The sequence below is a fragment of the Streptomyces sp. NPDC046859 genome, from assembly GCF_040645135.1.
Classification (GTDB): Bacteria; Actinomycetota; Actinomycetes; order Streptomycetales; family Streptomycetaceae; genus Streptomyces.
This window is the reverse complement of record NZ_JBEYXR010000023.1, coordinates 67,442-81,033: the sequence shown is the minus strand read 5'-3', so window position 1 is coordinate 81,033 and position 13,592 is coordinate 67,442. Positions and strand designations below refer to the sequence as shown.

15 protein-coding genes are annotated in these 13,592 nt (G+C 71.3%); 3 read left to right on the top strand and 12 right to left on the bottom strand.

Annotation, left to right across the window (positions count from 1 at the left end):
- Positions 1–451: 451 nt before the first annotated feature.
- Positions 452–1,426 carry a tetratricopeptide repeat protein gene (locus ABZ899_RS28245; protein ID WP_361351176.1) on the bottom strand — a complete coding sequence of 325 codons (975 nt, stop codon included), beginning with the start codon at positions 1,424–1,426 and terminating at the stop codon, positions 452–454.
- 223 nt (positions 1,427–1,649) lie between these two features.
- Here ABZ899_RS28245 and ABZ899_RS28240 point away from each other — a divergent pair, with 223 nt between their 5' ends.
- Positions 1,650–2,279 carry a TetR/AcrR family transcriptional regulator gene (locus ABZ899_RS28240; RefSeq protein ID WP_361351174.1) on the top strand — a complete coding sequence of 210 codons (630 nt, stop codon included), beginning with the start codon at positions 1,650–1,652 and terminating at the stop codon, positions 2,277–2,279.
- Positions 2,280–2,318: 39 nt separating this feature from the next.
- Here the strand turns inward: ABZ899_RS28240 and ABZ899_RS28235 are convergent, their stop codons facing one another.
- The 5 genes from ABZ899_RS28235 to ABZ899_RS28215 form a co-directional block, all read right to left on the bottom strand.
- Positions 2,319–4,019, bottom strand: coding sequence for a methylmalonyl-CoA mutase family protein (locus tag ABZ899_RS28235; RefSeq protein ID WP_361351172.1), 1,701 nt, complete (start codon positions 4,017–4,019; stop codon positions 2,319–2,321).
- Between the two features lie 73 nt (positions 4,020–4,092).
- The gene (locus ABZ899_RS28230; RefSeq protein ID WP_361351170.1) at positions 4,093–4,425 is read right to left on the bottom strand and encodes a DUF3817 domain-containing protein; all 333 of its coding nucleotides are present in this window, start codon (positions 4,423–4,425) and stop codon (positions 4,093–4,095) included.
- A 43-nt stretch (positions 4,426–4,468) separates the two neighbouring features.
- On the bottom strand, positions 4,469–4,978 hold the full coding sequence (locus ABZ899_RS28225) for a MarR family transcriptional regulator (protein ID WP_361351168.1): 510 nt from the start codon (positions 4,976–4,978) through the stop codon (positions 4,469–4,471).
- Positions 4,979–5,061: 83 nt separating this feature from the next.
- Entirely contained in the window at positions 5,062–5,382 is a 321-nt protein-coding gene (locus tag ABZ899_RS28220) for an antibiotic biosynthesis monooxygenase family protein (RefSeq protein ID WP_361351166.1), read from the bottom strand.
- Positions 5,379–6,647, bottom strand: coding sequence for a cytochrome P450 (locus ABZ899_RS28215; protein ID WP_361351164.1), 1,269 nt, complete (start codon positions 6,645–6,647; stop codon positions 5,379–5,381). The genes ABZ899_RS28220 and ABZ899_RS28215 overlap by 4 nt, the downstream gene beginning before the upstream one ends.
- Before the next feature lie 146 nt (positions 6,648–6,793).
- Between ABZ899_RS28215 and ABZ899_RS28210 the strand changes: the two genes are divergently transcribed.
- Together ABZ899_RS28210 and ABZ899_RS28205 are read left to right on the top strand one after the other, a co-directional pair.
- Complete coding sequence (locus tag ABZ899_RS28210) at positions 6,794–8,425, top strand: FAD-dependent monooxygenase (RefSeq protein WP_361351163.1); 1,632 nt, start codon at positions 6,794–6,796, stop codon at positions 8,423–8,425.
- A gap of 49 nt (positions 8,426–8,474) precedes the next feature.
- Positions 8,475–9,443 (top strand): amidohydrolase family protein, encoded by a 969-nt coding sequence (locus tag ABZ899_RS28205; protein WP_361351161.1) that lies wholly within the window; start codon positions 8,475–8,477, stop codon positions 9,441–9,443.
- Between the two features lie 94 nt (positions 9,444–9,537).
- Here the strand turns inward: ABZ899_RS28205 and ABZ899_RS28200 are convergent, their stop codons facing one another.
- Genes ABZ899_RS28200 through ABZ899_RS28175 form a run of 6 tightly spaced genes read right to left on the bottom strand, consistent with a single transcriptional unit; the run spans position 9,538 to position 13,568 of the window.
- A complete protein-coding gene (locus tag ABZ899_RS28200; protein ID WP_361351160.1) occupies positions 9,538–9,861 on the bottom strand; it encodes a TcmI family type II polyketide cyclase in 324 nt (107 codons plus the stop codon).
- Positions 9,846–10,301: an SRPBCC family protein gene (locus ABZ899_RS28195; protein WP_361351159.1), complete on the bottom strand. Its 456-nt coding sequence runs from the start codon at positions 10,299–10,301 to the stop codon at positions 9,846–9,848. Before ABZ899_RS28195 ends, ABZ899_RS28200 begins: the two co-directional genes overlap by 16 nt.
- A gap of 1 nt (position 10,302) precedes the next feature.
- Positions 10,303–10,569, bottom strand: a complete 267-nt coding sequence (locus ABZ899_RS28190; protein ID WP_361351157.1) for an acyl carrier protein — start codon at positions 10,567–10,569, stop codon at positions 10,303–10,305.
- 19 nt (positions 10,570–10,588) lie between these two features.
- Positions 10,589–11,839, bottom strand: coding sequence for a beta-ketoacyl synthase N-terminal-like domain-containing protein (locus ABZ899_RS28185; protein WP_361351155.1), 1,251 nt, complete (start codon positions 11,837–11,839; stop codon positions 10,589–10,591).
- The gene (locus ABZ899_RS28180) at positions 11,836–13,107 is read right to left on the bottom strand and encodes a beta-ketoacyl-[acyl-carrier-protein] synthase family protein (protein ID WP_361351153.1); all 1,272 of its coding nucleotides are present in this window, start codon (positions 13,105–13,107) and stop codon (positions 11,836–11,838) included. Before ABZ899_RS28180 ends, ABZ899_RS28185 begins: the two co-directional genes overlap by 4 nt.
- Positions 13,104–13,568 carry a cupin domain-containing protein gene (locus tag ABZ899_RS28175; protein ID WP_361351152.1) on the bottom strand — a complete coding sequence of 155 codons (465 nt, stop codon included), beginning with the start codon at positions 13,566–13,568 and terminating at the stop codon, positions 13,104–13,106. The genes ABZ899_RS28180 and ABZ899_RS28175 overlap by 4 nt, the downstream gene beginning before the upstream one ends.
- Between the last annotated feature and the right edge of the window lie 24 nt (positions 13,569–13,592).

The window sequence follows — 13,592 nt, the reverse complement described above, 5'->3', positions numbered from 1 at the left end:
CTTGCTGGACAGGCTTCGCCTGACGGACGAAGACCCCCCTGCCCAAGAGCCGGCGCCACTGCCGCCGGCTCTGCTCGGTGGGGACCCAGGAACTCCCACGACCCGACTGGCTGGCGGGCGACGGGAACAGGACCGAGCGTGGCCGATCGTGGTGCATTCTCGCCGCCCGCACAAGGGGCTTCGTTACTCGGTAGTAACGGCGGGATAACCGAACAACGACCCGCCGGTCTCGGTCAGCGACACAGGGTGGTCCCGGACGACCGGAAAAATCCACGAATGGGCAGACGAAAGCCGACAGAACGACGCCTGCGGCTTACCCGCAGTAACGGCGGCCGCGATTACCAAGATTTGGCAAAACGCGGCCGCCTGGATGCTCTGTCGGCCATTCCCTTCACAGCCGCACCACGGGGCGGGCGCCCGGAACCGGTTCCTCGCCCCGCTCGCGGATCCCCTAGAACAACGCGCGCGCCAGCGCCCTGCGGGCCGCCGCCACCCGGGGGTCGTCGGCGCCCACGACCTCGAACAGCTCCAGCAGCCGCAGCCGGACGGCGTCCCGGTCGTCGCCCGCCGTGCGCCCCACCGTCTCGATGAGCCGGCCGAAGGCGTCCTCGACGTGCCCGCCCACCAGGTCCAGGTCGGCGGCGGCGATCTGCGCCTGCACATCGGCCGGCTTGTCCGCGGCGTCCTTGCGCACCTGCTGCGGGTCGAGGCCCTGCACCCGCTGGAGCAACTCGGCCTGGGCGAGCCCGAGCTTGGCCTCGCTGTTCGCCGGGTCCTCGGCCAGCACGCTCTTGTAGGCCTGGACGGCACCGGTCAGATCGCCCGCGTCAAGGGCCTGCACGGCGGCCTCCAGCAGGGCGTCGTACGGGCCGGCGGCCGGCCCGGAGGCGGCCTGGGCGCCGCCGGGCTCGGCGTCCGGGTCGACGGTGAGGCCGGTGAGCCCGAAGCGCTCCTCGGCCACCGCGACGAGCTGGTCCAGCGTCTGACGGATCTGCGCCTCGCCGGCCGCGCCCTGGAAGAGGGGCAGCGCCTGGCCGGCGACGACCGCGAAGACGGCAGGGATGCCCTGCACGCCGAACTGCTGCATCAGCATCTGGTTGGCGTCGACATCGATCTTGGCGAGGAGGAAACGGCCGTTGTACTCGACGGCGAGCCGCTCCAGCAGCGGGCTGAGCTGCTTGCACGGCTCGCACCACTCGGCCCAGAAGTCGATGACGACCGGCACCTCGGCGGAGCGCTGGAGGACGTCGCGCTCGAAGCCCGCCTCGTCCACGTCGATGACGAGGTCGGCGGGTGACACGGCTCCCGGCCCGCCCTGCCGGGCGGCCTCGGCTCGCGCCTGCTCCGCCTTCGCCTTGGCCTCCTGGGCCGCCTTCACCGCGGCGAGGTCGACGACCCCGCTCATGGACATGTTCCGTGGCTGCATGCGTCTATCCTCCCCCGTTCTGCGCGCGCTGTGAAAAGCGGCAGGAAAACCGGCCTGGACCGGTGTGGTTCGACGCCGGGTCCCCACCCGCGTCAGCGTGGTCAAGCGTGGTCATCGCTTTCGCTACGAGTCGTAGCGTAATGGCAACGGGTGCCTCCGGAACACCCCCCGCCCGTGATCTCCCTCACCCGTCGCACGACATCCGCGCGGATAGGGTCGAACCATGCAGAGCCACCCCGTTCCCGCCCGCCCGGGACGCCCGCGCAGCGCCGCCGCGGACACCGCGATCCTGGCGGCCACCCGGGAGGCGCTGGTCGAGCTGGGCTGGTCGAAGCTCACCCTGGGGGACGTGGCCACCCGGGCCGGGGTCGCCAAGACGACTCTCTACCGCCGCTGGGCCGGCAAGCACGAACTCGTGGTGGACGCGGTCGCCGAGCTCTTCGACGCGCTGCGTCTGCCCGACCGGGGCAGCCTGGCCGCCGACATCGAGGGCGTCGTGCTCCAGTTCGCGGCGATCCTGGCCCGGCCGGAGGCGAAGAGCGGCCTGATGGCGGTCGTGGCGGAGTCCACCCGGGACGAGGCGCTGCGCGACCGTATCCGCACCTCGATCGTCGACCGGCAGAAGCGGCTGGTGCTGGAGGGCCGGGCGCGCGCCCAGGGCCGCGGGGAGCTGCCGCCGCAAACCGACCCGGCGGAGTCGGACCGTACGGCCGACCTGATCTTCGACATGGTGGCGGGAGCCGTGGTGCACCGGACGCTGGTCAGCGGGCATCCGGCGGACGAGGAGTGGGTGCGCGGCTTCACCCAGGTGCTGCTGCTGGGACTGGCGGGAGCGGCCGCGACCGGTGACTGAGGGGCGGGGAGGACGGGCCGGCCGCCCTCCCCGCGGGGCTCAGAAGCCCGCCGGCTCGGTGTAGACGCCCCACTCGTCGCGCAGGGCGTCGCAGATCTCGCCCAGGGTCGCCTCGGCGCGTACGGCGTCCAGCATCGGCTCGATCATGTTGGCGCCACTGCGGGCGGCGTCCAGCATCGCGTCCAGCGCGGTGCGCACGGCGGCGTCGTCGCGGGCGGCCTTGCGGCCGGCCAGCACCCGCACCTGCTCGCGCTCCACCTCGTGGCTGACCCGCAGGATCTCCAGGTCGCCGGTGACCGAGCCGGTGTGGACGTTGACGCCGACGACCTTCTTGTCGCCCTTCTCCAGGGAGCGCTGGTACTGGAAGGCGGACTCGGCGATCTCGCCGGTGAACCAGCCGTCCTCGATGCCGCGCAGGATGCCGGAGGTGATCGGCCCGATGGGGTGCTTGCCGTCCGGGTGGGCCCGCAGGCCCCGCTCCTTGATCTGCTCGAAGATCTTCTCGGCGTCGGCCTCGATCCGGTCGGTGAGCTGTTCGACGTACCAGGAGCCGCCCAGCGGGTCGGCGACATTGCCGACGCCGGTCTCCTCCATGAGGACCTGCTGGGTGCGCAGCGCGATCTCCGCGGCCTGCTCGGAGGGCAGGGCGAGGGTCTCGTCGAGGGCGTTGGTGTGCAGCGAGTTGGTCCCGCCGAGCACGGCGGCGAGCGCCTCCACGGCGGTGCGCACCACGTTGTTGTACGGCTGCTGCGCGGTCAGCGAGACACCGGCGGTCTGGGTGTGGAAGCGCAGCCACTGGGCCTTGTCGGTCCGGGCGCCGTACACGTCCCGCATCCAGCGCGCCCAGATGCGGCGGGCGGCCCGGAACTTGGCGATCTCCTCGAAGAAGTCGACGTGCGCGTCGAAGAAGAAGGACAGGCCCGGGGCGAAGACGTCCACGTCCAGGCCGCGGCTGAGGCCCAGCTCGACGTACCCGAAGCCGTCGGCGAGGGTGTACGCCAGCTCCTGCGCGGCCGTCGCCCCGGCCTCGCGGATGTGGTAGCCGGAGACGGACAGCGGCTTGTAGGCGGGGATGCCGGCCGCGCAGTGCTCCATCAGGTCGCCGATGAGACGCAGGTGCGGCTCGGGCTGGAAGAGCCACTCCTTCTGGGCGATGTACTCCTTGAAGATGTCGGTCTGGAGGGTGCCGTTGAGCACGGCCGGGTCGACGCCCTGGCGCTCGGCGGCCACCAGGTACATGCAGAAGACGGGCACGGCGGGCCCGCTGATGGTCATCGACGTGGTGACGTCGCCGAGGGGGATGTCCTTGAACAGGACCTCCATGTCGGCGGCCGAGTCGATGGCGACGCCGCAGTGCCCGACCTCGCCGAGCGAGCGCGGGTCGTCGGAGTCGCGGCCCATGAGGGTCGGCATGTCGAAGGCGACGGAGAGCCCGCCTCCGCCGTTGCCGAGGATCATCTTGTAGCGCTCGTTGGTCTGCTCGGCGTTGCCGAACCCGGCGAACTGCCGGATGGTCCACGTCCGCCCTCGGTAGCCCGTCGGGTACAGCCCGCGGGTGAAGGGGTACTCCCCGGGCCAGCCGATCCGCTCGAAGCCCTCGTACCTGTCTCCCGGCCGGGGCCCGTACACCGGCTCCACGGGGTCCCCGGAGAGCGTGGTGAAGTCTGCGTCGCGCTTGCGCGCGGCGTCGTACCGGGCCTGCCAGCGTCGGCGGCCCTCCTCGATGGCGTCAGCGTCCATACCCACGAATTTACTAGGACGTCCAAGTAAATGTCGATGGGAGAACCGCCGCACCCGGGGCGCGGCGGTCGTATCAGGCCTTGGCGACGGCCGGCTCCACCCCGCTGACCTGCGGTTCCACCGCGCGCGTGACCTTGCGCTCGACGAAGAAGGCGGCGAAGGGGATCGTGCCCGAGAGGAGCACCCAGAGCAGCTTGCCGAACGGCCACTTCGCCTTGGACCCGAGATCGAACGCGAAGATCAGGTAGACGATGTAGAGGAAGCCGTGGACCTGGGAGACGGCGAAGGTGACGTCCTCGCCCATGTCGAAGCCGTACTTGAACACCATGCAGGTGCACAGCACGAGCAGCATGACGGCGGTGACGTAGGCCATCACCCGGTAGCGGGTCAGGACGCTCTTCTTCATGGGAAAGAGCGTAACCATCCGTTCCGGGAGATCTCGGCCGGGGTCAGCTCTCCTCGAAGTCGTGTGCCGCGACCCGCAGCGGGCGCAGCATCGCGAAGATCTCCGCGCACTCCTCGGCGTCGTACGCGCCGAGACCGAAGTCCATCGCCATCAGGTCGCGGGTCGCCGCCTCGACGACCTCGCGGCCCTTGTCGGTGATGGAGGCGAGGGTGCCGCGCCCGTCGTTGGGGTTGGGGCGCTTGGCCACCAGACCGGACCTGACCAGCCGGTCGACGGTGTTCGTCACCGAGGTGGGGTGCACCATCAGCCGCTCGCCGATCTTGGACATCGGCAGTTCGCCGGCCTTGGAGAAGTTCAGCAGGACCAGGGCCTCGTAGCGGGCGAACGTCAGCCCGTAGGGCTTGACCACCGCGTCGACCTCGGCGAGCAGGATCTGCTGGGCCCGCATGATCGAGGTGATCGCGGCCATGGACGGCACGCTTCCCCAGCGCTGCTTCCAGAGTTCGTCGGCGCGGGCGATGGGGTCGAAGGGAAGACTGAGCGGCTTCGGCACGCGCACGACCTTACCGGCCGGTCACATGCTGGTCAGCCCCGTCTCGCTCTTCGGTCGCACTCCCCGGCGCCCGCGCCGGCCGCTCACGCCGACGTGGTCTCCCTGACCTCGAAGACCGCCGTCCAGCGGTCGTCGTGCAGACAGGCGTTCATCGGCTCGACCAGGGCCCGGTGCGCGGAGCCGGTCCGCCAGCGCCGGACCGCCTCGAAGCTCTCCCACTCGCTGGTGAGAAGCCACTGGGCGGGGTCGTCCAGGGAGCGGCACAGCTCTTCCCCGAGATGGCCGGGGACGGCCGTCGAGCCCCGGCGGACCTCGTCGTACGACGTGACGAAGTCCGCCTCCATCCCCTCGCGCACGCGCAGCAGCCGCACCACGCGCACGCGCCCCGGGGCACCGCCCGTCATGACGGGTCGAGGACGACGGGGAGTTCGGCCAGACCGCGGAAGGCGGGGAACGGCACGGTCATCCAGCGCGCGTCCTCGGGCTTCTGGGCGAGGGCCATCCCGGGGTGCCGGGCGAAGAGCGTGCCCAGCGCGATCTGCATCTCCAGCCGGGCCAGCGGGGCGCCGACGCAGTAGTGCGGGCCGTAGCCGAAGGCGAGGTGCGTGGCCTGGACGTTCGGGCGCCGGACGTCCATCTCGTCGGGGGCGGTGAACATCTCCGGGTCGCGGTTGGCACCGGTGATCGAGATCTGGACCAGGGCGCCCTTGGGGATGAGGGTGTCCCGGATGACCACGTCCTCCTTGGCGTAGCGGAACGTGGAGTTCTCCACGGAGGTCTCGAACCGGAAGACCTCCTCGATAGCCGCGGCCAGCGAGCTCGCGTCCCGCAGCGCCAGCTCCTTCTGCTCCGGGCGGCTGAGCAGGTGGTAGACCGCGTTCCCGATCTGGTACGCCGTCGACTTGTGCCCGGCGAAGAGCAGCACCCAGGCCGTGGAGACGAGTTCGCCGTCGGTGAGGGCGCCCTCCTGGTCCTGGGCGGTGACGAGGGCGCTGAGCAGACCGCTGTCCGGCTCCCGGCGCTTGCGCGCGCACAGGTCCACGAGATAGTCGCGCAGATTTCCCTCGGCGATCTCCAGTTTCGCCCGCGCCTCCGGGCCGAATCCGGTCTGCGCGACGGTGGCGGACCATTCCTGAGCCTGTTTCCGCTCGTTCTCCGGAACGCCGAGGAGTTCACAGATGACGTGCAGCGGAAGGGGGAAGCAGAATTCCGGGAGCAGATTCACCGTCTCGGTCGTCGGGCACGCGTCGAGCAGGTCGTCGGTGATCTGCTGGACCCGCGCCCGCAGGGATTCCACGCGCTTCGGGGTGAAGGTGCTGCCGACGATGCGCCGCAGCCGGGTGTGCTTCGGCGGGTCGGAGAAGAGCATGTTGTCGTCGAGGGCGATCGACGAGTCGCCGAAGATGCGGTGGTAGGCGTCGATGGCGCCGTACATGTCCTTGCTCAGCCGGGGGTCGGCGAGGGCGGCGCGGGCGTCGTCATAACGCGTGATGAGGTACGTCTGCACGCCGTGCGGCGGGGTCAGGGGGCAGACCGGCGCCGACTCCCTGAGGGCGGCGTACACGGGGTGCGGGTCGGCGCGGAACTCCCGGCTGCACGACGACGCCGCGGCCGCCGCCTCCTGTGCCGACAGTGCCTCGGATTCCTCGGATGCGAACGCTTGCGTCATGACTGATTCCCCGGGGTTGGCGTGAATGTCCGTGGTCGAAGCCACAGTTCCCCGGGGCGCGGGACGCCGCAAACGGCGCTGCGCCATATGGGTTCGCTCGATGGAGCACGTGTGGCTCGCGGGCCGTCCTGGTAAACATCGACGACGTGAGCGGACACGAAGCGGAATCTGTACCAGTTCTCGTCGTCGGCGGTTCCCTGGTGGGCCTTTCCACTTCGGTCTTCCTGGGACGCCTCGGAATTCAGCACCTCGTCGTGGAACGGCATGCCGGGACGTCCACGCACCCGCGGGGCCGCGGCAACAACGTGCGCACGATGGAGATCTACCGGACCGCCGGCGTGGAACAGCGGATCCGCGAGGCGGCGCGCGTGCTGTCCGGCAACGACGGGATCCTCCAGGTGGACACCCTCACCGGGTCCCGCCGCCGCTGGATCATCGGGGACATCTCCGGCGGCATGGACATCTCCCGGGTGAGCTCGTCGGACTGGTGCCTGTGCAGCCAGAACGACCTGGAGCCCGTTCTCCTGGAGTACGCGCGGGAGTTGGGCGCCGACATCCGCTTCGGCTCCGAGGTGCTCTCCTTCACCCAGGACGGGGACGGGGTACGGGCCGAGATCCTGGACCGGGCGTCCGGCACGACCCGGGTGGTGCACGCCGACTACCTGGTGGCGGCCGACGGCCCGCGCAGCCCGGTGCGCACCCGCCTGCGGATCGGCCAGTCCGGGCCGGGCGAGCTGTTCCACAACGTCAGCGTCACCTTCCGCAGCCGGAAGCTGAAGGACCACGTCGGCGAGAAACGATTCGTCGTCTGCTACGTCACCACCCCCGACGGCGAGGGCGCGCTGCTCCCGGTCGACAACGAGGAACGCTGGGTCATCCACGTCCCCTGGTATCCGGCACAGGGCGAGACCCTCGAGGACTTCACCGACGAGCGGCTCGCCGCGCACATCCGCGCCGCGGTCGGCGTCACGGACATCGACGTCGAGATCACCGGCCGGGCGCCCTGGCACGCCTCGAAGCGGGTCGCGGACGCCTACGGCCAGGGACGTGTCTTCCTCGCCGGCGACTCCGCCCACGAGATGCCGCCCACCGGGGCGTTCGGCTCCAACACCGGGATCCAGGACGCCCACAACCTCGCCTGGAAGCTGGCGGCCGTGCTGCGCGGCTGGGCGGGACCGGCGCTGCTGGACACCTACGAGCTCGAACGGCGCCCGGTCGCCCTGGCCACCGGCACCCGCGCCTGCGTCCAGGCCGCCGACGAGCAGCACCCCGGCTTCAGCCCCGCCACGGGACGCAACGACGACCCGTCGGACCTGATGACCGTCGCCCTGTGCTACCGCTACGCCTCCCGGGCCGTCGTGGACGCCCCCGCGCAGCGCCCGGTCGTGCCCGACACCTTCGAGCTCGGCGGTGAACCGGGAAGCCGCGCGCCCCACCTGTGGGTCACCCGCGACGGCGCCCGGATCTCCAGCCTGGACCTGTACGAGCGCTCCTTCGTGCTGCTCGCCGGGTCGGGCGGGCAGAAGTGGCGGACCGCCGTGGGGAAGGCGTCGGCGAACCTGGGCGTGCCCGTCGAGGCGTACCTCGTGGGCACCGGACCCGACCACGACCTGGCCCCGGAGGTGGGCGTCGACTGGGCCGAACTGCACGGCACGGCCGAGGACGGCGCGGTGCTGGTGCGGCCCGACGGCTTCGTCGCCTGGCGGGCCGACGCGCCGACGCCGGACGCCGACCGGGTGCTGACGAACGTGCTGCAGAGCATCCTCTGCCGCGACTGATCCGCGCTTTCCCGCGCTGTACCGACCCAACGAGGACCGAGGACGAGCCATGCCCCCTCTCGCCGGACGCATCGACGTCCACCACCACTTCACCGCCCCGGCCTGGCTGGACTGGGCGGAGCAACGCGGCGTCGTCGACCGGGAGAGACTGCCCTGGTGGACCCGCTGGGACCGCGACGCGGCTCTGGAGATCATGGACAAGACGGGCATCGGCACCGCGGTGATGACCGTGGCCATGCTCGGCCGGTTCCAGGAGCGTGCCGAACGGCAGGAGAGCGCCCGGGTCGCGCTGCGCGCGGCGGCCGACGTCGTCGAGGCCGACCCGAAGCGCTTCGCCTTCTTCACCCCGGTCTTCCTGGACGACCTGGAGCTGTCCTCCTGGAGCGTGCGGCACGGCCTCGACGAGCTCGGGGCGGTCGGGGTGAGCACCCGGACCAGCATGGGCGGGGTCTTCCTCGGCGACCCGGCGCACGACCGGCTGCTGCGGGAGCTGGACGAGCGGTCCGCGGTCGTCAGCACGCACCCCATGGAGGTGCCGGCCGGCAAGGACGGCAACGGTGGGCTGCCCGGGATGCCGCCCTTCGTGTGCGACTTCCTGATGGACACGACCCGCGCGGCCGTGAACCTCATCCGCAACGGCACGCTGGACCGCTACCCGAACCTGAGCTTCATCCTGCCGCACGGCGGTGGCTTCCTCCCGTACATGGCCACCCGGCTGGAGCTGTTCGGCGGTTCCGTGGAACCGGGCATCGAGCCCGAGCGGGTCCGCGACTACCTGCACCGCTTCTACTTCGACACGGCCGGCCCGATGTCGCCGTCGGCGACGCCGACGCTGATGGCCACCGTCGACCCGGACCGCATCCTCTTCGGCACCGACTGGCCGCCCACGCCCGCGCACGTCATCGCCGACCGGGTGACCCCGGCCCTGGACAGCGACCCGTTCCTGTCCGGGGAGCAGCTCCAGCGCATCAACCGGGACAACGCGCTGCGCCTGATGCCGGCGCTCGACCGGTCGTAGCCGGTAGCCGGACGCAGCCGGACCCACGGCGGATGTGAAAGGCCGCCGCCCGCACTCGAGGGGGTGCGGGCGGCGGCCTTCGTCGTGGGGGCCGTCAGTCCTTGCGCCACTGGTAGAAGCAGCGGGCCATGGCGTCCTTCGGGCTCCGCCAGGTCTGCGGGTCGTAGGGGCTGACGAACGCCTCGAGCCGACGGCTGATGTCGACGAACTCGGGGTGCCCGGTCACCTTCGCGATGGCGGGGCCCGGGTCCTGCTCGGCCTCGATGAAGTGCATGTAGACGTCGCCGAACTGGAACAGCGAGCGCTGGGTGACGCCCACCAGATGGGGCAGTTCACCGCGGTCGGAGTCGGCGAAGACGCCGGCGATGTCCTTGGCCGCGCCCGGCTCCATGCGGGCGACGATCAGCGCGTGGTGCATGCCGCCTCCACACGGTCGCGGATGAGGGCCATCTGGATGGGCGAGTTGCGGTTGATGATCTCCGTCATCCCGGCGTCGTCCACGGGGGCGTCGGGCTTCATCTCGAAGTCCTGCGTCCAGTGCATCCGGGTGCCGTCCGGGGTCTCCTCGTACTCCCACACGATGTTCATGTAGGCGAAGGGACCGGTCTCGATCCGGCGGGCGCGCACGACGAGCTTCTCGCGGTCGGCGACGCGCTCGGAGACCCAGCTCCAGACCTTGCCGTTCTCGTCGGGGTGCATGGTGAGGCGGAACCTCACCGTGTCGCCCTCGCGGGACAGCACCTCGCAGGAGGCGTACTCGCTGAACAGCTCGGGCCAGCGCTCCAGGTCGTTCGTCATGTTCCAGACGAGGTCGACGGGAGCGGCGATCATGATCTCGTTCTCGGTGTGTCCGGCCATGTCAGGCTCCCGTCGCCAGCGAGCCGTTGACCAGGTCGAGGAAGGCGCGCGGGCTCTTGCAGCGCTCGGCGTCGGTGGGCAGCGCCCGGCCGTGGCGGTTCTCCAGCTCGCCCACGATGCCGAGCAGGCCGAGCGAGTCCAGCCCGAACTCGGCGAACGGGGTGTCCGCCCGGCCCTCCAGCTCGTGCGCGTCGACGGTCACACCGGCGGCCTGCTTCATCAGCGTCGCCAGTTCCTTGAAGGTCACCTGGGTCACTTGCGTGGTCATAGACGTTCTCCTTGTCGGTCTATACGGCGGACGCGTCGCCCCGGCGCAGGACGAGCGCCGCGTTGGAGCCCATGAGTCCCCGGCTGAGGACGAGGGCGGTGCGCAGGTCGGCCGGGCGGGCCGAGGACGTCACGAGGTCGATGTCGTGGCAGACGTCGAAGACGCCCGGCGTCGGCGGGATCAGCCCGTGCTCCATGGCCTGCACCGCGGCCACGACGTCGAGCAGGGGGGCGCCGCAGTAGGAGCGCCCGATGCCGGTCTTGGGGGCGGTGACCGGCACGCGGGTGCCGTGCGTGCCGAGGGCGTCGGCGAGGGCGAGCGCCTCGGCCCGGTCGGCCTCCGGGACGCCCAGCGCGTCGGCGAAGACCACGTCGATCTCCTCCGGTGCGCAGCCGGCCTCGTCGAGGGCGCCGCGGATGGCCTGCGCGAGCCCTTCCCGGGAGCGTTCCCAGCGCGAGGAGCCGGTGAAGGTCGCGGCGTGCCCGGCGACGGTGGCCCGGACGTCCGCGTCCCGGCGCCGCGCCCGGTCCTGGTTCTCCACGACCAGCACGGCACCGCCCTCGGCGGGCACGAATCCGCAGGCCGCCGAGGTGAACGGGCGGTAGGCGCGGGTGGGGTCGGCCTCGGTGCTGAGCTCGGGGTAGCCGAGCTGGCAGACGCCCGAGTAGGGCGCGAGGGGTGCCTCGGCCGCCCCGACCACGACGACGTCCGTGCCGCGGTGCACGGCCCGGGCGGCGTGCGCGACGGCGTCGAGGCCGCCCGCCTCGTCGCCGGCCACCACCGAGCAGGGGCCCTTGAAGCCCTTGCGGATGGATATCTGGCCGGTGCTGGCCGCGTAGAACCAGGCGATGGACTGGTAGGGCCCGACGAACCGGGAGCCCTTGCCCCACAGTTTCTGCAGTTCGCGCTGGCCGAACTCGCCGCCGCCGGATCCGGCGGCGGTGACGACTCCGACGGAGTACGGCGTCTCGGCCCAGGCGGCCTGGCTCAGGCCGGCGTCCTGGAGGGCGGCGTCGGCGGCCGCGAGCGCGAAGTGGGTGAACTTGTCGGTCTGGACGAGGAAGGTCTCCTCGATCAGCGCGGAGGCGTCGAAGCCGCGGACCTCGCCGGCGACGCGCAGCGGCAGGTGCTCGCAGCCCTCCCGGGTGACCCGGTCGAGGACGCTGGCGCCGTCCTTGACGTTCTTCCAGTACGTCTCCGCGTGCAGCCCGTTGGGCGCCACCACTCCGATGCCCGTGACGGCCGTCTGCCGGGCGGTTCGACCACTCATCGTCGTCTCCTCCCTTGGGGGCCCGTCAGGAGCACCGCGGACTGGAACCCGCCGAAGCCGCTGCCCACGGACAGGACGTTGTCCAGCCGGCGGGGGCGTGCGGTGCGCGGGACGTAGTCCAGGTCGCACTCGGGGTCCGGGGTCTCGTAGTTGGCCGTCGGCGGCACCACCTGGCGGGCCAGCGCGAGGACGCAGGCGACGACCTCGATCGCGCCGATCGCGCCGAGCGAGTGGCCCACCATGGACTTGATGGAGCTCATGGGGGTGTCGTAGGCGTGCGAGCCCAGCGACTTCTTGACGGCGGCGGTCTCGTGCCGGTCGTTCTGGCGGGTGCCGGAGCCGTGCGCGTTGACGTAGTCGATCTCCGTGGGGTTCACCCGCGCGTGATCGAGCGCCTCGTCGATGGCCCGGGCCATCTCCAGGCCCTCACTGGTCAGACCGGTCATGTGGTAGGCGTTGCCGAAGGTGGCGTAGCCGCCTATCTCGCAGTAGACGTGCGCTCCGCGGGCCCGGGCGTGCTCCAGTTCCTCCAGGACGAGGACGGCGGCGCCCTCGCCCATGACGAAGCCGTCGCGGTGGGCGTCGAAGGGCCGTGAGGCGTGGGCCGGGTCGTCGTTGTTCGGCGAGGTGGCCTTGATGGCGTCGAAGCAGGCCATGGTGATCGGGGAGATCGGGGAGTCCGAGGCCCCGGCGAGGCAGATGTCGGCGCGGCCCTCCTCGATGGTGTGGAAGGCGTAGCCGACGGCGTCGAGGCCGGAGGTGCAGCCGGTGGACACGGTCTGCACGGGCCCCTGGGCGCCGAAGCGTTCGGCGACGTCGGCGGCGAGCGTGCTGGGCGAGAACGCCCGGTGCAGCTCCGGTCCGGCGGCCCGGTGGTCGACGTCCCAGCGCTCGCCGTGCGCGCTGACCAGCACGTAGTCGTGCTCCAGCCGGGTGGTGCCGCCGACCGCGCTGCCGAGGGACACGGCCACGCGCCAGGGGTTCTCGGCGGCGAGGTCGACCCCGCTGTCGGTCACGGCCTGGTGGGCGGCGACCAAAGCGAACTGGATGTAGCGGTCGGCGCGTTCGCCGATGGCGGGGTCGAGACCGTGCTGGACGGGGTCGAAGTCGCACTCGGCGGCTATCCGGGAGCGCAGCCCCTCGGGGTCGAAGAGGGTGATCCCGCGGGTCGCCGTACGGCCGCTGGACAGCAGGTCCCAGAAGGCGGGGACGCCTATGCCGCCCGGGGCGACCACGCCTATGCCGGTCACCGCCACACGCCGGGTCATGACAACACCCCGGGCCGGGCGGGGCTCGCTCCCTCTTCCTGGACGAGCGGGTAGGGCTTGATGTCGTCGCTGATCTCCGGGGCCTCGGTGTCGACGTGACCGAGGCTCGGCTTGGGGGCCAGCGGGCCGAGGTGGAAGACCATCCGGGCCTCCTCGTCACCGACGTTGCGGAAGCGGTGCCGCATGTCGATGGGGATCATGAGGCTCTGGTCGGCCCGGAGGGAAAACGTTTCTCCGTCCAGGTCGACCTCCAGCCGGCCCTCCACGACGTACACGAACTCCTCCGAGTACGGGTGGTAGTGCTCGCTGATGCGTTCGCCGGGCCGCATGATGGCCAGGCCCATGAAACCGCTCGTGGCGCCCACCGTGACGGGGGTGAGCAGGGTCCGCAGGTCGCCGCCGCGCTTGCGGTTCGGCTCGATCTCGTTGAGGTCCACGACGCGCGGGCGCATCTTGTCCATGGTCTGTCTCCAGGTCGTTCGGTG

Excerpts from the sequence above, each read along its gene's own strand:
- ABZ899_RS28245 (WP_361351176.1), bottom strand. The coding sequence starts at position 1,426 with ATGCAGCCACGGAACATGTCCATGAGCGGGGTCGTCGACCTCGCCGCG.
- ABZ899_RS28240 (WP_361351174.1), top strand. The coding sequence starts at position 1,650 with ATGCAGAGCCACCCCGTTCCCGCCCGCCCGGGACGCCCGCGCAGCGCC.
- ABZ899_RS28235 (WP_361351172.1), bottom strand. The coding sequence starts at position 4,019 with ATGGACGCTGACGCCATCGAGGAGGGCCGCCGACGCTGGCAGGCCCGG.
- ABZ899_RS28230 (WP_361351170.1), bottom strand. The coding sequence starts at position 4,425 with ATGAAGAAGAGCGTCCTGACCCGCTACCGGGTGATGGCCTACGTCACC.
- ABZ899_RS28220 (WP_361351166.1), bottom strand. The coding sequence starts at position 5,382 with ATGACGGGCGGTGCCCCGGGGCGCGTGCGCGTGGTGCGGCTGCTGCGC.
- ABZ899_RS28215 (WP_361351164.1), bottom strand. The coding sequence starts at position 6,647 with ATGACGCAAGCGTTCGCATCCGAGGAATCCGAGGCACTGTCGGCACAG.
- ABZ899_RS28205 (WP_361351161.1), top strand. The coding sequence starts at position 8,475 with ATGCCCCCTCTCGCCGGACGCATCGACGTCCACCACCACTTCACCGCC.
- ABZ899_RS28200 (WP_361351160.1), bottom strand. The coding sequence starts at position 9,861 with ATGCACCACGCGCTGATCGTCGCCCGCATGGAGCCGGGCGCGGCCAAG.
- ABZ899_RS28195 (WP_361351159.1), bottom strand. The coding sequence starts at position 10,301 with ATGGCCGGACACACCGAGAACGAGATCATGATCGCCGCTCCCGTCGAC.
- ABZ899_RS28190 (WP_361351157.1), bottom strand. The coding sequence starts at position 10,569 with ATGACCACGCAAGTGACCCAGGTGACCTTCAAGGAACTGGCGACGCTG.
- ABZ899_RS28185 (WP_361351155.1), bottom strand. The coding sequence starts at position 11,839 with ATGAGTGGTCGAACCGCCCGGCAGACGGCCGTCACGGGCATCGGAGTG.
- ABZ899_RS28180 (WP_361351153.1), bottom strand. The coding sequence starts at position 13,107 with ATGACCCGGCGTGTGGCGGTGACCGGCATAGGCGTGGTCGCCCCGGGC.
- ABZ899_RS28175 (WP_361351152.1), bottom strand. The coding sequence starts at position 13,568 with ATGGACAAGATGCGCCCGCGCGTCGTGGACCTCAACGAGATCGAGCCG.